This window comes from Rhizobium aureum (genome assembly GCF_030182495.1).
Classification (GTDB): Bacteria; Pseudomonadota; Alphaproteobacteria; order Rhizobiales; family Rhizobiaceae; genus Rhizobium; species Rhizobium tropici_C.
The window spans coordinates 179,026-201,933 of the sequence record NZ_JAQJCI010000007.1 but is presented as its reverse complement, the minus strand read 5'-3'; the positions used below and the strand labels follow the sequence as shown (position 1 = coordinate 201,933).

The window sequence follows — 22,908 nt, the reverse complement described above, 5'->3', positions numbered from 1 at the left end:
CTTCAGCCGGGTTTTCGTCGATTTCAGACTGCGACCGGAAATTTCCAGGGTCAGATATAGGGCGTCCCGACAAGCGCGGCGTTGATGCCGATAAAGCCGCGGTCGATGATGTCTAGCAGGGCGGCTTCGGGCTTTCCATTCTCGCGAAAGACACGCAGTGCCTCGCCATAGGCGGCCACCAGCGTCGCCATCAGCATTGCGCCCGCGAGATGTGCATCCGCATCGGAGCGCGGCCGTCCCACCGCATCGGATAGAATTCTCGAGAGATCGTCGGCAAGTGTCACCTGCAGCCCGCGCGCATGCGCCGTCAGCGTCGGGCTCTCTGCGACCATGCGCCAGAACTGGATGGGCCGTTCTGTAATCCTGAACAGGGGATGCTGTGCTTCCACCAGTTCCCGCATCAGCGCCTGGAAGGCGCGGACTGGTGGCACGCGGCCGCGATCGGCAATTGCCTTCTGCACCAGTTCCCGCACTTCGTCCTCGCGATCGAAGACGAGATCCTCCTTGCGGCGGAAGTAGTTGAACACAGTCTTCCTGGCGACTTCCGCTTCGTCAGCGATGTCGGTGACGGAAACCTTGTCGAAGCCACGTTCGACGAACAGGCGCGTTGCGACGTTGGAGATCGCCTGACGCGTCATCTCCTTCTTGCGGTCCCGGAGTTTGATTCGGTTTGACATAAAGATAATTATACCATAAGTAAACTTATACTGAGTGTAAAAATTTCACTACCATGACGAAATTCGTGAAATCGGCACGGGTTTTATCGCCGTTCTTGTGACCGGACCGTCACCTGCCCGAATGGGTGCGCATTTTCCAACAACTCGCGCCGGCTGAGACTGCCCAAAGCCGGAATGTCTGACGCCCTTGCAGCGCCGTTCGCTTGAGGAGTTCTGCCTTGATTTATGATGCTCTGATTGCCGGCGGTGGACCCGTCGGCTTATTTCTCGCCTGCGAGCTGCGTCTCGCCGGTCTCTCCGTATTGGTGCTGGAGCAGGCCGAGGATCCGCGCTCGCCCTTGAAGCGCCTTCCCTTCGGCATGCGCGGCCTTTCCTCCCCAACCATCGAAGCCTTCTATCGTCGCGGCCTGCTAGACGATGTCGCTGCGCCCAAACCCGCAAAGGACGGTTCGGGCGATCGTGCCTCGCCTGCTGCGCACTGGATGCACCAGCCGCGTCGGCCGGGCGGCCATTTCGCCGGCATCCAGTTCTTTTGCGATAAAATCGACGCCTCCAAGTGGCCCTATCGTCTGCCGAGCCCGGCTGGCACCAGCATGATGGTCGAGATGGAAGCCCTTGAAGCTGTCCTCGCCGCTCGCGCCGAGGCGATGGGGGTCGAAATCAAGCGCGGTTTCGGCGTCGAGGAGTTGGATCAGTTCGACGGGGACGTCACTGTTCGAGCCGGCGGCGAGACCTTTCGCGGATCCTGGCTCGTCGGCTGCGACGGCGGCCGCAGCACCGTCCGCAAGGCCGGCGGCTTCGAATTCGTCGGCACCGATCCCGAATTCACCGGCTATTCCGCCGAGATCGAGATGGCGGACCCTGACAAGCTTCGTCCCGGCCGCCATTACACCGCGATGGGCATGTACACCTATACGCCGCCCGGGACGATCACGATGGTCGACTTCGATGGCGGTGCCTTCCACCGGACCCAGCCGATTACGCTTGAGCATGTGCAGAAGGTGCTGCGCCGCATCTCCGTCACCGACGCCACTCTAACGGCGCTCAAGCTTGCCACCACGTGGACGGACCGCGCCTACCAGGCGACGGCTTACCGTAAAGGGCGAGTCTTGCTCGCCGGCGATGCCGCACACATCCATTCCCCTCTGGGCGGTCAGGGCCTTAACCTCGGGCTCGGCGATGCGATGAATCTGGGATGGAAGCTTGCCGCGACCATCCGCGGCGAAGCGCCGGACGGCCTGCTCGATACCTATTCGAGCGAGCGGCATCCGATCGGAGCCCAGGTGCTCGACTGGTCGCGCGCGCAGGTCGGGCTCATGCGGCCAAGCCGGAGTTCACGCGCGCTTGAAGCCATCATCCGCGATCTGATCGATACGCGCGACGGCGCCACCTATTTCGCCGAACGCGTCTGGGGCATTTCCCTCCGCTACGAACTTGGCGGCAGCCACCCGCTCGTCGGCCGCAGCGCTCCTGATTTCGAATTGGCCGACGGCAGAAGGCTCGGCGATCTCCTGAGAGCGGGTAGGGGCCTGCTGCTGTATTTCGATGCCTGCGCACCGTTCGAGGCGCTGGCAAGCCGCTGGGCAGACCGGATCACCTATATCGCCAGCGACGCCAAGGATCGGCTCGGCTTGAGCGCCCTGCTCGTCCGGCCGGACGGTGTCGTCGCCTGGGCTGGCGAAACTGCTCCCAATCCAGAAGACGTCGCCCGGGCGGCATCGCAATGGTTCGGCGAACCCGGCAAGGAGCCTGCATCTGTCTGAGGAGAGCGGTGTCTGATTGAAGCATAAGACAAGGCTGTGCGGCGGCCAGAGGCTGCAGCCTCGCGTTTATGTCTTGGGGACAGACTGCGACCTATGTCTTCGGTATGGACACAAGGAAAATGGCGGACAGGGAGGGATTCGAACCCTCGGTACGCTTTCACGTACACACGCGTTCCAGGCGTGCGCCTTAAACCACTCGGCCACCTGTCCTTTGGCGTTTCGCACCCGGTCAGGAAGCAAATCGTCGGAACGGCCGCGATATATACCGATGAATTCCCGGCAATCAACCCGAATCTGACAGATTTTTGACTTGTCGGCGCAAAACTCTGCATCTCATCCCCATTGCGCTTATTTCGCGGTCAACTTATCTAAGAAAGAGACGAGGCGGCGTAAGACTGGCTGGCCTGAAAAGGCTGGGCGTAGTTGAGTATCCGGAGGAGGTTCATGCGTTTCCTGTTGCGTTTTGCCAGCCTTGTTGCGCTTGTGGTGGCGGTCATCGCCGGCACCATCGATTCCATTCAATCCGTTGCTGCTTCCACTGTCGTGCTGACCCCGATGGGCGACGCATGGAACGATGTCAGCCCTTCGTCGCTGGCAAGCGTTCGCTCGGCAATTGCCTATTACCTCCATCCCCGCTTCTACGATCTGGCGATGCAGTGGCTGCTGTTTCAGCCGGCTTTCGCCGTCTTCCTGGTCCTCTCGCTGCTGCTGTGGATGGTCGCCTACAAGCGCCGGCCGGCCGCCGGCCGCTTCAGCGCATGAGGGGATCGAGAGGCGGTCTTCGGCCTGTGCCATTCAGGGAATTCGGCATTGTCTGAGGGTGTTCGGCAACGGGCCGATAGCATCGTCGCAAGGGGCAAAGTTCGCGATTGCGCAGCGCCGGATTGCCATCCTTCTGATCAATAAAATTGCAGTTTCAGGCCGAAATTGTTTAAAAAACGGGTCGTTTGGATCGGATTTCACCAATTCCCACAAATCTTTACCAACTGAAAAATTTCTCGTGAATTTTTCGTGCAGCCATGCAAGGATGCGCGCCAGCTTGGCCTCGGGGGAGGCCGGCAGTTCCGCAGACATGCCCGGTCAACGGGCTTGCGGGAGGACCCAACAAGATAGAAACAATAGGGCTGCAACTCATGAAAAAATCCCTTTTGACCCTTTTCGCACTGGCTGCCATGTCGGCAACGGCGCTTGCGGCCGATATCAAGCCGGCAATCGTCTATGGAACCGGCGGCAAGTTCGACAAGTCCTTCAATGAGGCTGCCTATAACGGCGCCGAAAAGTTCAAGAAGGAAACCGGTATCGCTTATCGCGACTTCGAGCCGACGGGTGACACCCAGGGCGAACAGGCACTGCGCAACTTCGCCAGCAAGGGCTTCAATCCGGTCATCGCCGTCTCCTTCGCCTGGACCTCCGCGCTTCAGAAGGTTGCTGCCGAATATCCGAAGACCCAATTCGTCCTGATCGACGACAGCCTCGACCTGCCGAACGTCCGCTCGGTCAAGTTCAAGGAAAACGAAGGCTCCTATCTCGCTGGCGTCATGGCCGCCATGGCTTCGAAGACCGGCAAGGTCGGCTTTGTCGGCGGCATGGATATCCCGCTGATCCGCAAGTTCGAATGCGGTTATGAGTTGGGCGCCCGCGCCACCAACGCGAAGATCGAAGTCTTCCAGAACATGACCGGTACCACGGGTGCGGCCTGGAATGACCCGGTTCGCGGCGGCGAACTCACCAAGAACCAGATCGACCAGGGCGCTGATGTCGTTTACGCTGCTGCCGGCGCTACTGGTCTCGGCGTGCTGCAGACGGCTGCCGACAACAAGAAGCTCTCGATCGGCGTCGACAGCAACCAGAACTACCTGCATCCGGGCTCCGTTCTGACCTCCGTCGTCAAGCGCGTCGATCTCGCAGTCTACAATGCCTTCAGCGATGCCAAGAACGGCAAGTTCACGCCCGGCACCCAGGAGCTTGGCTTGAAGGAAGATGGCGTGGGCGTTGCCATGGATGACAACAACAAGCCGCTCGTCACCCCGGAAATCAAGGCTGCCGTCGACAAGGCAAAGGCTGATATCGTTGCTGGTACCGTCAAGGTCCACGACTACACGACCGACAACGCCTGCCCGAAGAGCTGATATGAAACAAGGGCGTATGACGTAGCAAACCGTCATACGCCCTTTTCTTATCCGGAATCCGGTTTCTGGAGCCCCCTATAGTGAGCCAATCACCCGCCATCGAACTCGTGGGCATCGACAAAAAGTTCGGTGCCGTTCACGCAAACAAAGATATCAACCTGACCGTCGCCAAAGGCTCGATCCACGGGATCATCGGCGAAAACGGAGCAGGGAAATCGACACTCATGTCGATCATCTACGGTTTTTATCATGCCGACGCCGGCGAGATCCGCGTCAACGGCACGCCGATCTCGATCCGCGACAGCCAGACGGCGATATCGGCCGGCATCGGCATGGTGCACCAGCACTTCATGCTGGTCGATAATTTCACCGTCCTCGAAAACGTCATGCTGGGCGCCGAAGGCGGCGCATTGCTTGCCAAGGGCGTCGCCTCCGCGCGCGCCGAACTCAACCGGCTGGAGAAGGATTACGGCCTCGAGGTCGATCCGGACGCGCTCATCGAAGAGCTGCCCGTCGGCCAGCAGCAGCGCGTCGAGATCCTGAAGGCAATGTATCGGGGCGCCGAGATCCTCATCCTCGATGAACCCACCGGCGTTCTGACACCTGCCGAAGCCGACAATCTGTTTCGTATTCTCCGGGTCCTGCGCGACCAGGGCAAGACGATCATCCTGATCACCCATAAGCTGCGCGAAATCATGGCGATCACCGATACGGTGTCGGTCATGCGCCGCGGCGAGATGGTGGCGACCCGCAAGACGGCGGAAACCACCGTCGAGGAACTGGCCGAGCTGATGGTCGGCCGCCGCGTGTTGCTGCGCGTCGAAAAGGGCGCTCCCAATCCCGGCGAAATCCTGCTCTCGGTGCGCAATCTCACCGTCAAGGACGGCCGCGGCGTCACCATGGTCGACAATGTCTCCTTCGATGTCCGCGCCGGCGAGATCGTCGGCATTGCCGGCGTCGCCGGCAACGGCCAGTCCGAATTGCTGGAGGCGATCGCCGGTATCCGCAAGCCGGCCTCAGGCGAGATCCTTCTGCACGGCAAGCCGATCGGCAATGCCGATCCTGCTGCACTGCGCGACCTGGGCCTTGCCCATATTCCGGAAGATCGCCATCACATGGGCCTCGTCCTCAAGTTCGAGGAATATGAGAACTCGATGCTCGGCTACCACCGCGACAGCAAATACGGACGCGGTGGCATGCTCGATCTCGATGCCATGCGCAAGGATGCGATCGAAAAGATCGAGAAATACGATATCCGCCCGCCAAACGCCCGGCTGAAGACCGCTAATTTCTCCGGCGGTAACCAGCAGAAGATCGTCGTCGCCCGCGAGATCGAGCGCGATCCGAAGGCGCTGCTGATCGGCCAGCCGACGCGCGGCGTCGATATCGGCGCCATCGAATTCATCCATCGCCGCATCATCGAGATGCGCGATGCTGGCAAGGCGATCCTGCTGGTATCGGTGGAGCTGGATGAGATCCGCGCGCTTTCGGACCGTATCCTCGTCATGTTCGCCGGCCATATCGTCGGTGAGAAGTCGGCTGAAGCCGGTGAACAAACACTCGGCCTGATGATGGCCGGCATTGCCGCGTGAGGCGTATATGAGCACGGCTTCCGTTCCGCTCCCCAATTGGATTACCTACGGCCTGATCCCCCTTCTCAATCTGATCGTCGCTTTCCTGATCTCGGGCCTTGTCGTCTGGTTCATCGGCGAGAGCCCGCTCGATGCGCTTGTCCTGCTTCTGCAGGGTGCGCTCGGCAGCGGCGAGGGCATCGGCTTCACCCTCTATTATGCCACGAGCTTCATCTTCACCGGCCTTTCGGTCGCCGTTGCCATTCATGCCGGTCTGTTCAACATCGGCTCGGAAGGCCAGGCCTATGTCGGCGGTCTCGGCTGTGCTCTCGTGGCGCTGGCGCTCGACAACTATGTGCCCTGGTACGTGACGATGCCGTTTGCGGTCATCGGTGCGGCGATCTTCGGGGCTCTCTGGGCCTTCATCCCGGCCTGGCTGCAGGCCAAGCGCGGCAGCCACGTCGTCATCACGACAATCATGTTCAACTTCATCGCGTCGGCGATGATGAATTTCCTGCTGGTGCATGTGCTGATCGTGCCGGGCAAGATGGCGCCTGAAACCCGTACCTTCCTGCCGGGCGGTCAGTTGCCCAAGCTCGATTGGCTGATGGACGTTTTCGGCTCGACCATCGGTGCCGCTCCGCTCAACGTGTCCTTCCTGATCGCGCTGGTGATGTGCTTCCTCGTCTGGGTGCTCGTCTGGCGCACCAAGCTCGGCTATGAGATGCGCACGCTCGGCTTGAGCCCGACGGCCGCGGTTTATGCCGGCATTCCCTATGCCCGCACCGTCATCATCGCCATGCTGATTTCGGGCGGCCTCGCCGGCATGATGGCGCTCAATCCGGTCATGGGCGCGTCCGCGCGCTTGCAGGTGGAGTTCGTGCTCGGTGCTGGCTTCGTCGGCATCGCCGTATCGCTGATGGGACGCAACCATCCGCTCGGCATCATCCTGGCGGCAATCCTGTTCGGCATTCTCTATCAAGGTGGCGATGCGCTGTCCTTCGATATGCCGAACATCACGCGCGACATGATCGTGGTGATCCAGGGCCTCGTCATCCTGTTTGCCGGTGCACTTGAATATATGTTCCGGCCGGCACTCGTGCGCATCTACCAGACATTCGCCAGGGCGTGAGGATCAGACCATGGAATATTACGATCTTCTCATCAGCATTCTTGGCTCGACCATCCGCCTGTCGATCCCGCTGATCTTCACCGCGCTTGCCGGCCTCTTTTCCGAGCGCGCCGGCATCTTCGATATCGGCCTCGAGGGCAAGATGCTGGCTTCCGCCTTTGCGGCCGCCTGCGTCGCCTCGATCAGCGGCTCGCCCTGGGCCGGCCTCGGCGCCGGTATCGTCGTCTCGGTCATTCTCGGTCTGCTGCATGGCTTCGCATCGATCACCAATCGCGGCAACCAGATCGTCTCGGGTGTTGCGATCAACTTCCTGACGGCCGGCTTGACCATCGTTCTCGGTCAGGCCTGGTTCGGGCAGGGCGGCCGTACGCCGACCTTGCCCGGCACGGCTCGTTTTTCCGGCATTACCCTTCCCGGTGTCGATGCCATCCGCGATATTCCGTTCATCGGGCCGCTCTATGCCAATGTCATCTCCGGCAACAATATCCTGACCTATCTCGCCTTCCTTACCGTGCCGATTTCCTGGTGGATTCTCTATCGCACCCGCTTCGGTCTGCGGCTGCGTGCTGTCGGTGAAAATCCCGGCGCCGTCGATACCGCCGGCATATCGGTCGAATGGCTGCGCTATCGTTCGCTGATCGTGGCCGGCATTCTCTGCGGCTTCTCCGGTACCTATCTCGCCATCGCCCAGTCGGCCGCCTTCATCAACAACATGTCGGCGGGCAAGGGTTATATCGCTCTCGCGGCGCTGATCTTTGCCAAGTGGAAGCCGGTGCCGGTCATGTTCACCTGCTTGCTCTTCGGCTTCCTCGATGCCTTCGCCAATTTCATGCAGGGCAAGGCGGTTCCGGGCATCGGCGAGGTGCCGGTGCAGATTTTCCAGGCGCTGCCCTATATCCTCACCTGCATCCTGCTTGCAGGCTTTATCGGCGTCGCCAAGCCCCCGAAGGCCGGTGGCGTGCCCTATACCAAGGAGCGCTGAACCATGTCGCATGATCTGTTCGAGGCCGCACGCGGAGCGATGGCCTTTGCGCATGCTCCCTATTCCAAATTCCCCGTCGGCGCGGCAATCCGTGCTGAGGACGGCAAGATCTATACTGGCGCCAATATCGAGAACCTATCTTTCCCGCAGGGCTGGTGCGCCGAACCGACAGCGATCAGCCAGATGATCATGGGCGGCGCCAAGAAGATCGTCGAGATCGCCGTCATCGCCGAGAAGCTGCCGCTCTGCCCGCCCTGCGGCGGCTGCCGCCAGAAGATTGCCGAATTTGCCAGCAAGGAGACACGCATCTATCTTTGCGACGAAACCGGTGTGAAGAAGACCATGACCATGGACGAGATGCTCCCCTTCAGCTTTGAAACCGAGATACTCGGATGAGCGCGGCCGTCGAGATCCTCACCGAAAAGCTCGGCGACCTGAAGCCGCGCTACGGCATCATTCTCGGCTCCGGCCTGGGCGCTCTCGTCGATCAGGTCACTGACGCCCTGCGAATCCCCTATGCCGACCTGCCCGGCTTTCCGGTCAGCGCCGTCTCCGGCCATGCCGGCACGCTGGTCGCGGGCAAGCTCGGTGATGTGCCTGTCGTCATGCTGTCCGGCCGGGTGCATTACTACGAAAAGGGCGATGCCAATGCCATGCGCGCGCCGATCGAGACCCTGAAGGCCCTCGGCGTCGACACGCTGATCCTGACGAATTCGGCCGGATCGCTGCGGGAAGAAATGCCGCCGGGGTCGGTGATGCAGATCACCGATCACATCAACTATTCCGGTATGAACCCGCTGATCGGCGAAGAGAGCGACAGGCGTTTCGTCGGCATGACGAGCGCCTATGATACAGACCTCATCATGCGCATGCGCAAGGCGGCGGAAAAGGCCGAGATCAAGCTGTCACACGGCGTCTACATGTGGTTTTCCGGACCGAGCTTCGAAACGCCGGCAGAAATCCGCATGGCGCGCATCCTGGGTGCCGATGCCGTCGGTATGTCGACGGTGCCGGAAGTCATCCTGGCGCGTCTTTTCGGTTTGAGGGTTGCCGCTGCCTCCGTCATCACTAACTATGGTGCTGGCATGACCGGCGGCGAGCTCTCGCATGAGGAGACAAAGGACATGGCTCCGGTCGGCGGCGCACGCCTTGCTGCCATTTTGAAAGAAATGATCGCTGACGAAGGAGATCCACAATGACGGGCCATTCCCTCAGAGAAACGGCAGCTGTTGCGCTTTCCCTTCTCGATCTCACCAATCTCAAGGATGACTGCACGCCGGCGCAGATCGAGGCACTCTGCGCCCGTGCGCAATCGCCTTATGGCAATACGGCCGCCATCTGCATCTGGCCGCGTTTTGTCGCGCAGGCGCGTGGCATTCTCGGAACCGATCATGTCGTGAAGATCGCGACCGTCGTGAATTTCCCCGGTGGCGATATGGAGGTGGCCGATGTTGCTGCCGAAGCGCGCGAAGCGATTGCCGATGGTGCCGACGAAATTGACCTGGTCATTCCCTATCACGCGTTTCTGGCGGGTAATGAGCGGGCCGTCACCGAGATGGTTGCCGCTGTGCGAGCCGAATGCAAGGGACCAATTCTCCTGAAGACCATTCTCGAAACCGGCGAAATCAAGGATAGCGCGCTGATCCGGCGTGCCTCCGAACTGGCGATCGAGGCTGGCTCCGATTTCATCAAGACCTCGACGGGCAAGGTTGCTGTCAATGCAACGCTTGAGGCTGCCGATATCATGCTGAGGGCAATCCGTGCCAGCGGCCGCAAGGTCGGCTTCAAGCCGGCGGGTGGCATCGGCTCCGTTGCCGACGCAGCGCTTTATTTGAGCCTTGCCGAAACCATCATGACACCCGATTGGGCCATGCCCTCGACTTTCCGCTTCGGTGCATCGAGCCTCCTCGATGATATTCTGAACGTGCTGGCCGGCGGAGAGTCCAAGGTGGCTTCGTCGGGCTACTGATCCATGATCCCGCAGGAGATCATCCGGCAGAAGCGCAACGGCGCCACTCTTTCGCCCGCCGATATCGACGCATTTATCGGCGCGTTGGGCCGTGGCGAACTGGCCGAAAGCCAGATCGGCGCCTTCGCCATGGCCGTTTGGTTTCGCGGCATGACGCGGGAAGAAACGGTGGCGCTGACGCTCGCCATGGCCCGCTCCGGCGATACGCTCTCCTGGGACGGCATCGGCAGGCCGGTCGCCGACAAGCACTCGACGGGCGGCGTCGGTGACAATGTCTCGCTGATGCTCGCACCCATCGCCGCCGCCTGCGGCCTCGCCGTGCCGATGATCTCGGGCCGCGGTCTCGGCCACACCGGCGGCACGCTCGACAAGCTGGAATCCATTTCCGGCTATGGAATTACCCCGGATGCCGCCCGTTTTCGCAAGGTGGTCGAAGAAGTCGGCTGCGCCATCATCGGCCAGACCGGCGCGCTGGCGCCCGCTGACGGCAAGCTCTATGCGGTGCGCGATGTCACCGCGACCGTCGATTCCGTACCGTTGATTACCGCCTCCATCCTGTCGAAGAAACTGGCGGCCGGGCTGGAAACGCTGGTGCTCGACGTCAAGATCGGCAGCGGCGCCTTCATGACTTCGCAGGAAGAGGCCGAGACGCTGGCGCGCTCGCTGGTGGAAGTGGCGAATGGTGGTGGGGTGAAGACTTCGGCCCTGATTACCGACATGAACCAGCCTCTGGCCGATGCAGCCGGCAACGTGGTCGAGCTTCGCAACTGCCTGGATTTCCTGAAGGGCAATAAGGCGGGCACGCGGCTCGAAACGGTCGTGCTGGCCTTCGCATCCGAAATGCTGATGCAGGCCGGCATTGCTGCGAACGTTGCCGAGGCGGAGGGCAGGGCGCGCGAGGCTTTGGCATCCGGCAAGGCGGCGGACATCTTCGGCCGCATGGTGCACGCGCTTGGCGGCCCCGAGGATCTGCTTGAACATCCAGATCGCCATTTGGTGAGCGCGCCGGTACGGAAGCCGGTTCTCGCCGCTGCCGACGGCTGGCTTGGCGGCTGCGATGCGCGGGGGATCGGCGTGAGCGTGATCGACCTCGGCGGCGGCCGCCGTCGCCCGCAGGACAAGATCGATCATCGCGTCGGCTTCAGCGATATCCTGCCCCTCGGCACGAAAGTGAGCAAAGGCGACCGTATCGCGACTGTTCACGCGGCGGATGAGGCCAGCGCGGAGAAGGCTGTCGCCGATCTCTCAGCCAATTATCGCCTCGTCGACGAAGCACCGGCTGCGTCACCCGTTATCATCGGCAGGATCTGACGCCGACAGCGCCACGGGTGCAGTCGGCGGCTTTGCATGGACCTAGACCACTTACTGCTTCAACAGCAAATTGCCGTTCTGGACTCCATAGGAGTTCAGTTTCTTCATGAAGCTCATGCCGATCAGCGTCGTACCGAGCGCACCGTCCTTCGCCACCACGGCATCGACATCGCGGACCCGGATCGTGCCGATCTCCAGACGGTCGAGTTTGACATGGGCGACCTTAGAGGTGCCGTTCGCGGTTTGGATCGGGTAGCGATAATCGAGATCGGCGCTGCTGAAGCCAAGGCTGCGCGCAGTGCTTTCGTTCATCGCGACATAGGTTGCGCCGGTATCGATCATCCCGTGCACGGACCGGCCATTGATCGTGAAATCACCCTCATAGTGTCCGCCGGCATTGGCACGCAGCTGGACGCTGCCATAGGAAACAGGAATCTCGGCTTTCGGCGGCGCCAGCGAGACCGCTTCGACAGGCACAGGCCTTGCGGCGTGCTCGTTATAGCTATCCACCAGCATTGGCACCTGGGTTGCCGCAACAGCAATGATACCGGCAATGATAAGAACGCGAACGAGCATCGGCAAGGCCCCTCCTGCGGGCCATGCCATCTATAAGCCAAGTATGCTGAAAGGACGCTAAAGCAATCAATAAAAAGCCCGGCAGTTGAATAACGGCCGGGCCTTATAAGAGTATAGCAGCAGATTTACTTCGTGCCGTACATGCGGTCGCCGGCATCGCCGAGGCCGGGCACGATATAGCCCTTCTCGTTCAGATGGCTGTCGATCGCAGCGGTAAAGACCGGGACGTCCGGATGCGCCTTGCGGAAATTGGCGATGCCTTCGGGAGCCGCCAGCAGGCACAGGAAGCGGATATTGTGCGCGCCGCGCTCTTTCAGCTTTTCGATTGCGGCAATCGAGGAATTGCCTGTTGCCAGCATCGGATCGACGACGATAATCAAGCGCTCTGAGATATCCTCGGGCGCCTTGAAGTAATATTCGACCGGCTGGAGCGTTTCGTGATCGCGGTAGACGCCGATATGCGAGACGCGGGCCGACGGCACGAGATCGAGCATGCCTTCGAGCAGGCCGTTGCCGGCGCGCAGGATCGAGGCGAAGACCAGCTTCTTGCCTTCGAGGATCGGCGCATCCATCGGCTGCAGCGGCGTTTCGATGGTCTCGATCGTCAGTTCGAGGTCGCGCGTCACCTCGTAACAGAGCAGCGTCGAAATCTCGCGCAGCAGCCGGCGGAAGCTTCCCGTTGACGTGTCCTTCTTGCGCATGATTGTGAGCTTGTGCTGCACAAGCGGGTGATCGATGACAGTGACGCCGTCCATGGTTTCAGCCTTCCAGTAATTCCGTGATATGAGATGGTTCTTTCACGGAAATCGCCTCTGGTGCAAGAAAATAGGCCGCTTTTGGAGATTTCATCCCCAATATGGGGCCTTAACTGCGCATTTAGAGCTTCGCAAGCAATGCCGTCCGCGTCGCTTCGTCCACGAAGGCCGCCTCGATCGCCGTGCGTGTCATCGCATCGATCTCGTCATCGCTAAAGCCGAAAGCTGACGACGCCATCTCGTATTCGCGCTTCAGCGACGTATGGAAGAAGGGCGGGTCGTCGGAGCTGATCGTGACCTTCACGCCGGCGTCGCGCAACTTACGCAGCGGATGCGACTGGAAATCCGGGAAGACGTTGAGTGCGACGTTGGAGCCGGGGCAGACTTCCAGCACGGTGCCAAGATCGGCAAGGCGCTTGACGAGATCCATATCCTCAATGGCTCGCACGCCATGGCCGATACGCTGCGGGCGCACCAGATCCACCGCGTCGGCGACGCTAAATGCGCCGCAGACCTCGCCGGCATGAATGGTGATGCCGAGGCCCGCCTCACGCGCGATATCGAAGGCGCGGGCGTAATCGGCGACGTAGCCCATGCGCTCTTCGCCGGCCATATTGAAGCCTGTTATCAGCGGATTGTCGCTCTTGGCGGCATATTCCGCCGCCTTCACGACGCGCTCAGGCCCAAAGTGGCGTTCGCCGGTTACGATCAGCCGAGCCTCGATGCCGGTCTTTGCCTTGGCGGCACGGATGCCGGCCGAAACGCCGGCCATATAGGCGTCGGCGCCGAGGCCGATGCGGTCGCCATGGTCGGGCGAGACGATGAGCTCGCTATAGATGGTGCCGATGCCTGCAAGTTCTTCCAGATAGGTTTCCGTCAGTAGCGCATAGTCTTCCTCGGTGCGATAGACTTCGGAAACCTTGTCATAGCAGACGAGGAATTCGGCAAAGTCCTTCCAGAGGTAAATACCGTCTTTGAGGAAGGCGCTGGTGTCGACTCCGTATTTTTCCGCTTGTGCGAGCGTCAATGCAGGTGGGGCGGCGCCCTCCAGATGGCAGTGCAGCTCCACTTTCTTCAAATGCGATGTCAAAGGAAACTCCTCCCATGCGGCCCTGCCGCAATGCCCAGATGTTGCGCAACCGTCTCGCCGATATCGGCATAGGTCTGGCGGATACCGATGGAACGGGATCGAATGCCCGGCCCATAAGCCATGACGGGCACGCGCTCGCGCGTGTGATCGGTGCCGCGCCAAGTCGGGTCGCAGCCATGATCAGCCGTCAGAATGACGAGATCGCCGGCCTTCAGCTTCTCGTGAACCTCAGGCAGCCGCGCATCGAAGGCTTCGAGTGCTGCGGCATAGCCCGGCACGTCGCGGCGATGGCCGTAGACCATGTCGAAATCGACGAAATTGGTGAAGACCAGATCGCCGTCCTGGGCTTCGTCCATGGCCTTCAGCGTCGCATCCATCAGCGCCATGTTGCCATTGGCCTTGATGATCCTGGAGATGCCCTGATGCGCGAAGATATCACCGATCTTGCCGACTGCGTGCACGGTCCGCTCGGCCTTGACCAGACGATCGAGCAGCGTCGGCTCCGGCGGCAGAACGGAAAAGTCGCGGCGGTTGCCGGTTCGTTCGAATGTGGCTGCGGTCTCGCCGACGAAGGGGCGGGCGATGACACGGCCAATATTGTAGGAATCGAGCAGCGTGCGCACGATCCTGCAGAGGCCGATCAGCCGGTCGAGGCCGAAATGGTGCTCATGCGCGGCGATCTGGAAGACGGAATCGGACGAGGTGTAGCAGATGGGCTTGCCGCTGCGTATGTGTTCTTCGCCGAGCTTTGCAATGATATCCGTGCCCGAGGCATGGCAGTTGCCGAGAATGCCCGGCAGATCGGCCGCCTCGCAGATGGCTTTCACCAGTTCCGGCGGGAAAGCATCGCCCTCGGCCGGAAAGTAACCCCAATCGAACATGACAGGCGTTCCGGCGATCTCCCAATGGCCTGACGGCGTGTCCTTGCCGCGGGAGACTTCGCTGGCGCAGCCATAGAGGCCGTAGAGCTTTTCCGGCAACGGCATGCCGGCGGGATAGCTGCCCGTTGCCGCCTTGGCGATCTCCAACAGGCCGAGGCCGGACATATTGGGCAGTACGAGCGGCCCCTGGCGCAAGCCTTCGCGGTCGGCAACGCCCGCCGCGCAGAATTCGGCGATATGGCCGAGCGTATCCGCGCCTTCATCGCCATAGCTTGCCGCATCCGGGCCGCCGCCGACGCCGAAAGAATCCAGAACGAAGAGAAAGGCGCGCGCCATACATCACCCGATAAGAATGTCGTCGCCCCGGAGGAGGTCTTCCGGGACATTGGACGTCACCCATATAACGGAGGCATCGAGTTGGCAATTTTCCGTTTGGAATGGCCCGCCGGGACTCCGTCTCGATGAGAGGCGCTCAGCAATCGCTGCAGCTGATCGAATTGCCGACGCGCTGACGATAGTAATATTGCCGGCTGATGGTGATCTGGTTCGTGCCGCTCGGCAGGAAATTGGTACCGAAACTGATGAGCTGGTAGGGAAGGGAAAGCTCGCTGCGGACCAGAAAGGTGCTTGCCTGGTTCATGTTGGCCGGCACAGTTATCACCGTGCCGGAAGAATAGGGGGGCGTTCCGTCCTGTGCCCAGGACCATGCCACCGTTGCCTTGCCTGTCGCGTCGACAGCAATGCCTGTGATCTTCAACGTCATGCCGGTCGTGGCGTAGGGCGCGAAGATCGCGCCCGCGACAGAGGGCATGGTGGCAAGCACCGATTTGGTAACGCTCGACTGCTGCGAGACGATATCGGCGATCGATCCCGCAGAGCGGCTCGCGCGCTTGGAGACATTGAGCCCGACGGTGAGCTCGAAGGCGCCGAGGTAAAGCATCAGTAAAACGGGAAAAAGGATGGCGAATTCGATCGCGCCGACGCCGCGCTCATCGCGGGCAAAGCGCCGCAGAACGCCCGACGACATCGTATCCTTTTCGATCATGGTCGCAGGGCGGCTCACGGATAGTTCTCGTTCTGGAAGGCGGCGGTCGCGACGATGAGATAGACTGAGGCCGAGCCATCGGTTGGGCGGACATTGGTAAGATAGGGGCGCAGCAGATCCGTAATGACCTGCCAGCGGTAATAGGCGCGTACCATGTTGAGCGACTTGGCGCCGCCGGGCGCGAAAGTAAAGCCGGAAGTATTGAGATCGGAATAGGGATCGGTCGACGACTTCCGAGGGATCGTCGTCGGCATGGATGCGAAGCTCGAATAGCTCTCCACATCGAGATAGAGGTTTGCCGGCGTCTGCAGTTCGGATGCGGAGCAGGTGATGAGCACGGCAATCTCGTTGCAGAATGCCTGACGGAACTGCTGTGACGTCGTATAGGAGGTCTTGTTGGGATCGGCCGTGATCTGCCCGGTTCTGATCTGACGCGCCAGGGTGTCGACGGCGTTTGAAACGACCTGTTCGGCGGTAAAGGCGACGAAGGTCTCGATAATGGCAAAGACGATCAGGAAATAGGGAATGGCAAGCATGGCGAATTCGATGGCAGCGGCGCCATCCCGAGAACGCAGCAATTCTCGCAAGCCGCGTCGGGCGCGTGGCCTGGCAGGGGCTATATTGGTAAGAAAAGCGTTATCTGATGTCATGGGAAATCCGCGGCGAATTATATGCCGAGGACAGTAGAATTGCTTTCTTGATAATCCGTTTCTCTTCTCTATTCATATTTAGAGGAAGCCGGGATTATTACTTGCAACGCAATCCTTCGAAAGTACTTTCGAATATTTATGAAATCGAATGGAATTATTGTCCGGTCGCAGGGGCCGTGGTTGCCGTGTTGTTCTGCTGGGCATGCTGTTCGCAATTGGGCGTGCAGGATAATACGGCGCGATCCGTCTGCCGGAAAACGCGGACCGTATTGCCTTCATCGATCGACACCAGGATCTGCTCATCGACGATGGCATTGCCGTCGGTATCGAGCAGAATGATATTCGTCGTCCCGAAGCTGCGGCCGGTCAGCACGATGGTCTTCGGATCGGCAACGGTTGCGTCGGCGACCTGCGAATTGCCGACGATGACCTTGCTGACAGGGCGATCAAGCTTCAAGACGCGCGCGTGATCCATATAGACGCGCAACAGGCTTTCTCCAGCAGCGTTCGAAAGCTGTGGCATCAAGCCGGCCATGGCGACGATGCCGGCGAGGAATGCGGTTTTGCCGCCGAATGGCATGGCTTGGCCTCTTGGAAAGAGTATGGCGAAAGGTTTTGTTGGACAGAATGGGAAAGAATGGTGAATGAACGATTAAGGCCGACGCCGGCCGTATATTTATGATGCAGGCGTCCCGTAAATGGCTTTCATCTTCGCCGTTGATGTCTCATATGCCCTGCTTTGAGACGAATCGTATAATCTGCTAATATTCCTGCTTCTAATAATTCTCTTTTAGTTGAAGAAGTTCTTTAAAAATGCATGGCAAGACATGAATTCAATATTTACTATTCTTTTTTCACTTCGTTATTCAAGATTCATTAACCCAATTCCTTAAAGCGATGGAAACGGCGGACGACTACCGTGCAGTTCATCCGATCAACGGCAACAGTTGACGGACGTGCTGTCAACAAAGTGGAGTTAAACTCATGTCCAAGCTTTTTTCGCGCTTCCTGAAGGATGAATCGGGTGCGACCGCAATCGAATACGGCCTGATCGCCGCCCTGATCTCCGTCGCCATCATCACTGCTGCCACGACGCTCGGCAATTCGCTCAGCAGCACTTTTTCCGGCATCGCCAACAAGATGAACAACGCTGCTGCGCTGCACTAATCAAAAGTGGCGTGCATCGAAGGCGTAGAGCCCTGAAAACCGCCCAGAACAATGGGCGGTTTTTAAATTTCGGAAATTAGGATGGCCAATTAAGATGCTTGAAGCCGCGACATTGCTGATTTTCCCGCTTTGCATGTCGGTTGCCGCCATCTCCGATCTTCTGACCATGACGATACCGAACCGGATATCGCTCATCCTTCTCGGCACTTTCGCCGTCCTCGCGCCGTTGCTTGGCTTGCCTCTGGCTGAGATCGGGATGAATATTGGTGCCGCAGCTGTGGTCTTCTGCTGCTGCTTCATGATGTTTGCACTAAATGTCATGGGCGGCGGCGACGCGAAGCTGCTGGCTGTATGCGCGCTCTGGTTCGGTCTCGATCCTTCCCTTCTTGCTTTTCTGGTTTACGTCTCGTTCCTTGGTGGCGTGTTGACGGTCGTCGTCCTCCTGTTGCGCTCTCAAGCCTATGCCATTACGGCAATAGGTTTGCCACTGCCGAACTCATTACTTGGTGGCGAGAAGATTCCGTACGGCGTTGCCATTGCCATTGGCGGCTTCCTTGCCTTTCCAGCCTCGCCGCTCGTTATCGCGGCAACGCAGCGGGTGTTCTAAACAGCAACGAGAGCGCACAATTTCTTCCAATGTGAAGGATGCCTAATATAAATAAAGTAATTATGGTTAAGTAATCATAAATGTAACAGACCATTAACCATAATTACACCAATTGCCGGTCATTCTACAGGGCGAAGAATCCTGTTCCTCAAGGAATGACCATGAAACCCGCTCGCATAATGATACTCGCAGTGGCAGCCGCCGCGGCCGGGATGGCTGGCCTGCTGGCGATGCGCCTGGCTGGTTCGCGCGATATCGTGCCCCAGCAGGTTGCGGCGATCGTGGAAAAGGAAGCAACCACCAATGTGCTGGTTGCGAGCGCCAATCTGCCCGTCGGCTCCCGTCTCAACGAAAAATCAGTTCAATGGATGGCATGGCCGGAAAACGGCGTCGTCAAAGGTTTCATTACCCAGAGCGAGCGGCCCGATGCCTTGAAGGATATAAATGGCGCGGTCGTTCGCCTGCCGATATTCGAGGGCGAACCGATCCGCGAGGAAAAGGTCGCGGATTCCAGTAGCCGCATCCTCTCTTCATTGCTGCCGGCCGGTAAACGAGCCGTCGCCACCGAGATTTCCGTTGCCACCGGTGCCGGCGGTTTCATCCTCCCGAATGATCGCGTCGATGTGATCATGGTCCGCAAGGGCTCGCAGCAGCAGCTCGTCACGGAAACGGTGCTGAGCAACGTGCGCGTCTTGGCTGTCGACCAGCAGATCGAGGAAAAGCAGGATGGAAGCAAGGCTGCGGTCGGTGCCACCGCGACGCTCGAACTGACGCCGGACCAGACGAAGGTTCTGGCCGTCGCGCACCAGATGGCCGACCGCCTGACGTTGGCATTGCGCTCCGTCGCCGATGCGCAGCAGTCCGATACGACAGCGGCCGATTATCTTCTGGCCGGCGACAATGGCGGCGGACTTGTCCAAGTCATCAAGTCGGGAGCGATCGTGACCGATGGCCCGGCCGGGCCGAAACCACAATGAGAAGGGGCGACATCATGTTCAGGACAAGCAACAAAGCCAGCCTTTCTCTCACTGCAATCCTCTCCTTCTCGGTCGCCTTTGCTGGTCTGCCTCTGGCGGATCTTCCGGCTTTTCTGCGCACGCCCGTAGCCTTTGCTGATGGCTCTGACAGTATCGTCACCATCGCTGGCCTTGGCACGAGGCGCACATTGAAGCTTGGCCTCAACAAGGCACTCGTCGTCGATCTGCCGGCCGACGCGCATGATATCCTTGTTTCCGATCCCAAGATGGCGGATGCGGTGACGCGCACCTCGCGCCGCATCTACCTTTTCGGCAAGACCGTCGGCCAGACCAACATCTTCGTCTTTGGCGCCGACGGCAAGGAGATCGTCAGCCTCGATCTGCAGATCGAGCGCGACATTGCCGGGCTGCAGGCCAATCTCAAACGCTTCATCCCGGACTCCGACATCAATGTTGAGATCGTTTCCGACAATATCGTGATGACCGGCACGGTGCGCACACCGCAGGATGCCACGCGGGCCGAGCAGCTCGCCCAGGCCTTTCTGAAGGGGGGTGAAGCGACCACTCGAAACCAGACTGCCTCGGGCAGCGGCGACAACAACGCGGTCGCCATTTTCGCCGAAGTGCGGCAGACCTCGCAGATCGTCAATATGTTGCAGATCGAAGGCGAGGATCAGGTGACGCTCAAGGTGACCGTCGCCGAAATCAAACGCAGCGTGCTGAAGCAGATCGGCTTCGACAATCTTGTCAGGAATTCATCCGGCCTGACGGTAGCCCAGCTTGGCAGTCCTGTCTCCGACGGCACTGCGGCAGCCGGCGGCGGCGGTCTGGCCAGCTTGTTCAAAACCGCCATCGGCAAATACGATATCAGCACCTATCTCAATGCTCTTGAGCAGGCTGGCGCCGTCCGTACGCTGGCTGAGCCGACGTTGACGGCGATCTCCGGCCAGGCGGCGACTTTCAATTCGGGCGGTCAGACGCTGTACGCCGTCACGAACAAGGATGGGACCGTCACGGTCACACCCTTCACCTATGGCATCAGTTTGGCCTTCACGCCTGTTGTGCTGTCTGCCGGAAGAATCGCCCTGCATGTGCAGACCCAGGTTTCCAATCCGGTTGGTACGGCCAACGCCGGCACGGCAACCTATAACCAGCGCGCCGCTGATACTTCGGTGGAGTTGCCGTCTGGCGGTTCGATCGCTTTGGCCGGTCTCTTGAGTGATACCATTCAGCAGACCACCAACGGCACGCCGGGCGCCTCGAAGATTCCAATCCTTGGCGCGCTGTTCCGTCAAAAAAGCTTTCAGCGTGACGAAACCGAGCTGGTCATCATCGCGACACCCTATCTGGTGCGGCCCGTGGCCCGCGGTCAGCTTGCTCGTCCCGACGACAATTTCTCGCCGAGCAACGATGTGAGCGGCTTTTTCATGAACCGTGTCAATAAGATCTACGGCCGCAGGGACGGGCCGCCGGTCGCCGATGCCGATTTCCACGGCACTGTCGGCTTCATCTACAAGTGAGGGATCAGGATGCGCGCCTTTTCGACCGGTTCAATCGCACATCAAACAACGGGTGGCCTTGCCCGTAACGCGCCTCGCTCGCTCCGTCCCAGCTTCTCGGCCCTGGCATTGATCGCGCCGGCCTTGATCGTCACAGCTGTCCTTGGCGGTTGTGCCGGCTCCCCGGACGGCATGAGTACAAGCGCTATCAAGGACGATTATCGCCAGCGCCACCCGATCGTGCTGACGGAGAAGGAACACGATATCGACATACCGGTGGCAACCAGTGACCGGCAATTGACCGTAGGCATGCGCGATACCGTCCGCGGCTTTGTGCAGGACTATCGTGCGCATTCAACTGGTACGGTCGAAATCCTGTCGCCGCGTGGGTCCATGAATTCGCAGGCTGCATCAAGCTTGCGTCAACAGATTCGGAGAGAATTTGTCGCGAACGGCATTCGCTCCAATCGTATCGTCGAAAGCTATTATGCTGCCGGCGATATAGGTGACGCTGCTCCGATCCGCCTTCGCTTCACCGCTACGACCGCAGCCACCAACACCTGTGGTCAATGGCCTGACGATCTCGCCGACAATGCCATCGACAATCAGAATTACTACAATTTCGGCTGTGCGACCCAGCATAATCTGGCGGCGCAGGTCGCCAATCCAACGGATCTAATCGCACCGCGTGCGGTGTCGCCGATCGATACCGATCAGCGCAGCAAGATAATCGACAATTACCGCAACGGCTCGGTCCCGATCAGCACCGCTACCCTTGGCGGCTTCAGCGGAGCTAGCCAATGAGCAAGACGATTGTCCGCCGGCGGAATGGGATAACATCATGAACGCCATCGAATACGATATCGGCTCGACCGCCGCGGACGCCGAAGACGTCTCGCGCCCGGGCAATCTCGACAATCTGCGGCCGTTGCCGCGTATTTCGGTGCATGCCTTCTGCGAAAGCGAGCAGCTGCAGCGGGTGATGGACCAATGCGCCAACGATCGGCGCATGTCCAAGGTCAGCTTCCGGATCACCAGCGGCAGCGCCGCGGCAGCGGCAAACATGTTCGCTTCGGCGCCGACCCCCAATCTGATCATTCTCGAGACACGCGCCAATGCGCGCAGTCTGCTGGCCGAGCTCGAGCCGCTCGCCGCGGTCTGCGATCCGAGCACCAAGGTCATCATCGTTGGCTATCATAACGACATCGGCCTCTACCGCGAGCTGATCCGCAACGGCATCTCGGAATATATCGTGCAACCCACCGATATGGTCGATCTGATGACGGCGATGGCGGCGATCTTCATCGATCCCGATGCCGAACCCGTCGGCCGCAGCATTGCCTTTATCGGTGCCAAGGGCGGGGTGGGTGCATCCACCATCGCGCATAATTGCGCCTTCGGTATCTCCAGCCTTTTCTCCACCGAAACCATCCTTGCCGATCTCGATCTGCCCTATGGCACGGCCAATATCGACTTCGATCAGGATCCGGCGCAGGGGATTGCCGAGGCCGTCTATGCACCGGAGCGCCTGGATGAGGTCTTTCTCGATCGGTTGCTGACGAAATGCTCTCAGCACCTGTCGCTGCTGGCTGCGCCCTCCATGCTGGATCGTGCCTATGATTTCGATGGTCAGGCCTTCCTGCCGGTGCTCGACGTTCTCCAGCGCAGCGCCCCGGTGGCGGTCCTAGACGTGCCCCATCTCTGGACGGAATGGACGCGCTCGGTGCTTGCCGCCGTCGATGAGGTCGTCATTTGCGCGGCCCCGGATCTTGCCAATCTGCGCAACGCCAAGAACCTGATCGACGCTCTGCGCAAGCTGCGGCCCAACGACAAGGGACCGCACCTCATTCTCAATCAAGTAGGCATGCCGAAGCGCCCGGAAATCAACCCTTCGGAGTTCTGCGCTCCGCTAGAGGCGGATCCGATCGCCGTCATCCCCTTCGACATCAATCTGTTCGGCAATGCCGCCAATAGCGGCCGGATGATTTCGGAGACGGATCCCAAATCGCCGATCGCCGAGACCTTTTCGCAGATATCACACATCGTCACGGGTCGCGTCGCTTTGAAGAAGGCGAGAAAGGGCGGTCTGCTTGGCCTCCTGAAACGGAAGTAGTCGTTTGATTTCGC

25 protein-coding genes and 1 tRNA gene are annotated in these 22,908 nt (G+C 59.9%); 16 read left to right on the top strand and 10 right to left on the bottom strand.

What is annotated here, in order from left to right; genetic code table 11:
• Positions 1–50 precede the first annotated feature (50 nt).
• The gene (locus PH552_RS18775; protein ID WP_183765446.1) at positions 51–677 is read right to left on the bottom strand and encodes a TetR/AcrR family transcriptional regulator; all 627 of its coding nucleotides are present in this window, start codon (positions 675–677) and stop codon (positions 51–53) included.
• Between the two features lie 218 nt (positions 678–895).
• Here PH552_RS18775 and PH552_RS18770 point away from each other — a divergent pair, with 218 nt between their 5' ends.
• The gene (locus PH552_RS18770; protein WP_285166221.1) at positions 896–2,440 is read left to right on the top strand and encodes an FAD-dependent monooxygenase; all 1,545 of its coding nucleotides are present in this window, start codon (positions 896–898) and stop codon (positions 2,438–2,440) included.
• A 120-nt stretch (positions 2,441–2,560) separates the two neighbouring features.
• On the opposite strand, the gene PH552_RS18765 is transcribed toward PH552_RS18770, so the two are convergent.
• Positions 2,561–2,650: transfer RNA gene (locus tag PH552_RS18765), tRNA-Ser, on the bottom strand.
• A 234-nt stretch (positions 2,651–2,884) separates the two neighbouring features.
• Between PH552_RS18765 and PH552_RS18760 the strand changes: the two genes are divergently transcribed.
• Positions 2,885–3,202, top strand: coding sequence for a hypothetical protein (locus PH552_RS18760; protein WP_183765439.1), 318 nt, complete (start codon positions 2,885–2,887; stop codon positions 3,200–3,202).
• Between the two features lie 33 nt (positions 3,203–3,235).
• Here PH552_RS18760 and PH552_RS18755 read toward each other — a convergent pair whose 3' ends face one another.
• Positions 3,236–3,514, bottom strand: coding sequence for a hypothetical protein (locus PH552_RS18755; RefSeq protein ID WP_183765436.1), 279 nt, complete (start codon positions 3,512–3,514; stop codon positions 3,236–3,238).
• Between the two features lie 59 nt (positions 3,515–3,573).
• On the opposite strand from PH552_RS18755, the gene PH552_RS18750 reads away from it, so the two are divergent.
• The 8 genes from PH552_RS18750 (at position 3,574) to deoA (ending at position 11,534) form a co-directional block, all read left to right on the top strand.
• Positions 3,574–4,569, top strand: a complete 996-nt coding sequence (locus PH552_RS18750; protein ID WP_112341859.1) for a BMP family lipoprotein — start codon at positions 3,574–3,576, stop codon at positions 4,567–4,569.
• An 80-nt stretch (positions 4,570–4,649) separates the two neighbouring features.
• Positions 4,650–6,161, top strand: coding sequence for an ABC transporter ATP-binding protein (locus PH552_RS18745; protein WP_112341860.1), 1,512 nt, complete (start codon positions 4,650–4,652; stop codon positions 6,159–6,161).
• A gap of 7 nt (positions 6,162–6,168) precedes the next feature.
• On the top strand, positions 6,169–7,272 hold the full coding sequence (locus PH552_RS18740) for an ABC transporter permease (protein ID WP_285166220.1): 1,104 nt from the start codon (positions 6,169–6,171) through the stop codon (positions 7,270–7,272).
• 10 nt (positions 7,273–7,282) lie between these two features.
• Entirely contained in the window at positions 7,283–8,254 is a 972-nt protein-coding gene (locus PH552_RS18735) for an ABC transporter permease (protein ID WP_113250935.1), read from the top strand.
• A 3-nt stretch (positions 8,255–8,257) separates the two neighbouring features.
• Positions 8,258–8,650: a cytidine deaminase gene (locus tag PH552_RS18730; protein ID WP_183765433.1), complete on the top strand. Its 393-nt coding sequence runs from the start codon at positions 8,258–8,260 to the stop codon at positions 8,648–8,650.
• Positions 8,647–9,453 (top strand): purine-nucleoside phosphorylase, encoded by an 807-nt coding sequence (locus tag PH552_RS18725; protein ID WP_113250936.1) that lies wholly within the window; start codon positions 8,647–8,649, stop codon positions 9,451–9,453. The genes PH552_RS18730 and PH552_RS18725 overlap by 4 nt, the downstream gene beginning before the upstream one ends.
• On the top strand, positions 9,450–10,223 hold the full coding sequence (gene deoC / locus PH552_RS18720) for a deoxyribose-phosphate aldolase (RefSeq protein ID WP_113250937.1): 774 nt from the start codon (positions 9,450–9,452) through the stop codon (positions 10,221–10,223). The genes PH552_RS18725 and deoC overlap by 4 nt, the downstream gene beginning before the upstream one ends.
• 3 nt (positions 10,224–10,226) lie before the next feature.
• Positions 10,227–11,534, top strand: a complete 1,308-nt coding sequence (deoA, locus tag PH552_RS18715) for a thymidine phosphorylase (protein ID WP_113250938.1) — start codon at positions 10,227–10,229, stop codon at positions 11,532–11,534.
• A gap of 51 nt (positions 11,535–11,585) precedes the next feature.
• Here deoA and PH552_RS18710 read toward each other — a convergent pair whose 3' ends face one another.
• The 7 genes from PH552_RS18710 to PH552_RS18680 form a co-directional block, all read right to left on the bottom strand.
• The gene (locus PH552_RS18710) at positions 11,586–12,110 is read right to left on the bottom strand and encodes a TIGR02281 family clan AA aspartic protease (protein ID WP_113250939.1); all 525 of its coding nucleotides are present in this window, start codon (positions 12,108–12,110) and stop codon (positions 11,586–11,588) included.
• Between the two features lie 125 nt (positions 12,111–12,235).
• Positions 12,236–12,865 (bottom strand): uracil phosphoribosyltransferase, encoded by a 630-nt coding sequence (gene upp, locus PH552_RS18705; protein ID WP_015338410.1) that lies wholly within the window; start codon positions 12,863–12,865, stop codon positions 12,236–12,238.
• A 121-nt stretch (positions 12,866–12,986) separates the two neighbouring features.
• Entirely contained in the window at positions 12,987–13,955 is a 969-nt protein-coding gene (locus PH552_RS18700; RefSeq protein ID WP_113250940.1) for an adenosine deaminase, read from the bottom strand.
• Positions 13,952–15,172 (bottom strand): phosphopentomutase, encoded by a 1,221-nt coding sequence (locus PH552_RS18695; RefSeq protein WP_113250941.1) that lies wholly within the window; start codon positions 15,170–15,172, stop codon positions 13,952–13,954. The genes PH552_RS18700 and PH552_RS18695 overlap by 4 nt, the downstream gene beginning before the upstream one ends.
• A gap of 136 nt (positions 15,173–15,308) precedes the next feature.
• Positions 15,309–15,881, bottom strand: coding sequence for a TadE/TadG family type IV pilus assembly protein (locus PH552_RS18690; RefSeq protein ID WP_113250942.1), 573 nt, complete (start codon positions 15,879–15,881; stop codon positions 15,309–15,311).
• A 14-nt stretch (positions 15,882–15,895) separates the two neighbouring features.
• Positions 15,896–16,531, bottom strand: coding sequence for a TadE/TadG family type IV pilus assembly protein (locus PH552_RS18685; RefSeq protein WP_112341871.1), 636 nt, complete (start codon positions 16,529–16,531; stop codon positions 15,896–15,898).
• Between the two features lie 154 nt (positions 16,532–16,685).
• Entirely contained in the window at positions 16,686–17,111 is a 426-nt protein-coding gene (locus tag PH552_RS18680) for a pilus assembly protein N-terminal domain-containing protein (protein ID WP_112341872.1), read from the bottom strand.
• 404 nt (positions 17,112–17,515) lie between these two features.
• On the opposite strand from PH552_RS18680, the gene PH552_RS18675 reads away from it, so the two are divergent.
• The 6 genes from PH552_RS18675 to PH552_RS18650 all read left to right on the top strand — a co-directional run bounded on the left by PH552_RS18675 (position 17,516) and on the right by PH552_RS18650 (position 22,894).
• Positions 17,516–17,698, top strand: coding sequence for a Flp family type IVb pilin (locus PH552_RS18675; RefSeq protein ID WP_113250943.1), 183 nt, complete (start codon positions 17,516–17,518; stop codon positions 17,696–17,698).
• Between the two features lie 94 nt (positions 17,699–17,792).
• Positions 17,793–18,305 (top strand): A24 family peptidase, encoded by a 513-nt coding sequence (locus PH552_RS18670; protein ID WP_113250944.1) that lies wholly within the window; start codon positions 17,793–17,795, stop codon positions 18,303–18,305.
• 161 nt (positions 18,306–18,466) lie between these two features.
• Positions 18,467–19,282 carry a Flp pilus assembly protein CpaB gene (cpaB, locus tag PH552_RS18665; RefSeq protein ID WP_113250945.1) on the top strand — a complete coding sequence of 272 codons (816 nt, stop codon included), beginning with the start codon at positions 18,467–18,469 and terminating at the stop codon, positions 19,280–19,282.
• Between the two features lie 14 nt (positions 19,283–19,296).
• Positions 19,297–20,802 carry a type II and III secretion system protein family protein gene (locus PH552_RS18660; RefSeq protein WP_113250965.1) on the top strand — a complete coding sequence of 502 codons (1,506 nt, stop codon included), beginning with the start codon at positions 19,297–19,299 and terminating at the stop codon, positions 20,800–20,802.
• 9 nt (positions 20,803–20,811) lie between these two features.
• On the top strand, positions 20,812–21,585 hold the full coding sequence (locus PH552_RS18655; protein WP_113250946.1) for a CpaD family pilus assembly protein: 774 nt from the start codon (positions 20,812–20,814) through the stop codon (positions 21,583–21,585).
• 37 nt (positions 21,586–21,622) lie between these two features.
• The gene (locus PH552_RS18650) at positions 21,623–22,894 is read left to right on the top strand and encodes a CpaE/TadZ family protein (protein ID WP_113250947.1); all 1,272 of its coding nucleotides are present in this window, start codon (positions 21,623–21,625) and stop codon (positions 22,892–22,894) included.
• Positions 22,895–22,908: the final 14 nt, after the last annotated feature.

What these genes read in the sequence shown, in the direction of transcription:
- PH552_RS18670 (WP_113250944.1), top strand. Translation starts at nt 17,793, where the DNA reads ATGCTTGAAGCCGCGACATTGCTGATTTTCCCGCTTTGCATGTCGGTT.
- PH552_RS18690 (WP_113250942.1), bottom strand. Translation starts at nt 15,881, where the DNA reads ATGATCGAAAAGGATACGATGTCGTCGGGCGTTCTGCGGCGCTTTGCC.
- PH552_RS18775 (WP_183765446.1), bottom strand. Translation starts at nt 677, where the DNA reads ATGTCAAACCGAATCAAACTCCGGGACCGCAAGAAGGAGATGACGCGT.
- cpaB (WP_113250945.1), top strand. Translation starts at nt 18,467, where the DNA reads ATGAAACCCGCTCGCATAATGATACTCGCAGTGGCAGCCGCCGCGGCC.
- PH552_RS18725 (WP_113250936.1), top strand. Translation starts at nt 8,647, where the DNA reads ATGAGCGCGGCCGTCGAGATCCTCACCGAAAAGCTCGGCGACCTGAAG.
- PH552_RS18750 (WP_112341859.1), top strand. Translation starts at nt 3,574, where the DNA reads ATGAAAAAATCCCTTTTGACCCTTTTCGCACTGGCTGCCATGTCGGCA.
- PH552_RS18760 (WP_183765439.1), top strand. Translation starts at nt 2,885, where the DNA reads ATGCGTTTCCTGTTGCGTTTTGCCAGCCTTGTTGCGCTTGTGGTGGCG.
- PH552_RS18755 (WP_183765436.1), bottom strand. Translation starts at nt 3,514, where the DNA reads ATGTCTGCGGAACTGCCGGCCTCCCCCGAGGCCAAGCTGGCGCGCATC.
- PH552_RS18655 (WP_113250946.1), top strand. Translation starts at nt 20,812, where the DNA reads ATGCGCGCCTTTTCGACCGGTTCAATCGCACATCAAACAACGGGTGGC.
- PH552_RS18740 (WP_285166220.1), top strand. Translation starts at nt 6,169, where the DNA reads ATGAGCACGGCTTCCGTTCCGCTCCCCAATTGGATTACCTACGGCCTG.
- deoC (WP_113250937.1), top strand. Translation starts at nt 9,450, where the DNA reads ATGACGGGCCATTCCCTCAGAGAAACGGCAGCTGTTGCGCTTTCCCTT.
- PH552_RS18660 (WP_113250965.1), top strand. Translation starts at nt 19,297, where the DNA reads ATGTTCAGGACAAGCAACAAAGCCAGCCTTTCTCTCACTGCAATCCTC.
- PH552_RS18680 (WP_112341872.1), bottom strand. Translation starts at nt 17,111, where the DNA reads ATGCCATTCGGCGGCAAAACCGCATTCCTCGCCGGCATCGTCGCCATG.
- PH552_RS18675 (WP_113250943.1), top strand. Translation starts at nt 17,516, where the DNA reads ATGTCCAAGCTTTTTTCGCGCTTCCTGAAGGATGAATCGGGTGCGACC.
- PH552_RS18735 (WP_113250935.1), top strand. Translation starts at nt 7,283, where the DNA reads ATGGAATATTACGATCTTCTCATCAGCATTCTTGGCTCGACCATCCGC.
- PH552_RS18730 (WP_183765433.1), top strand. Translation starts at nt 8,258, where the DNA reads ATGTCGCATGATCTGTTCGAGGCCGCACGCGGAGCGATGGCCTTTGCG.
- PH552_RS18650 (WP_113250947.1), top strand. Translation starts at nt 21,623, where the DNA reads ATGAACGCCATCGAATACGATATCGGCTCGACCGCCGCGGACGCCGAA.
- deoA (WP_113250938.1), top strand. Translation starts at nt 10,227, where the DNA reads ATGATCCCGCAGGAGATCATCCGGCAGAAGCGCAACGGCGCCACTCTT.
- upp (WP_015338410.1), bottom strand. Translation starts at nt 12,865, where the DNA reads ATGGACGGCGTCACTGTCATCGATCACCCGCTTGTGCAGCACAAGCTC.
- PH552_RS18710 (WP_113250939.1), bottom strand. Translation starts at nt 12,110, where the DNA reads ATGCTCGTTCGCGTTCTTATCATTGCCGGTATCATTGCTGTTGCGGCA.
- PH552_RS18695 (WP_113250941.1), bottom strand. Translation starts at nt 15,172, where the DNA reads ATGGCGCGCGCCTTTCTCTTCGTTCTGGATTCTTTCGGCGTCGGCGGC.
- PH552_RS18685 (WP_112341871.1), bottom strand. Translation starts at nt 16,531, where the DNA reads ATGACATCAGATAACGCTTTTCTTACCAATATAGCCCCTGCCAGGCCA.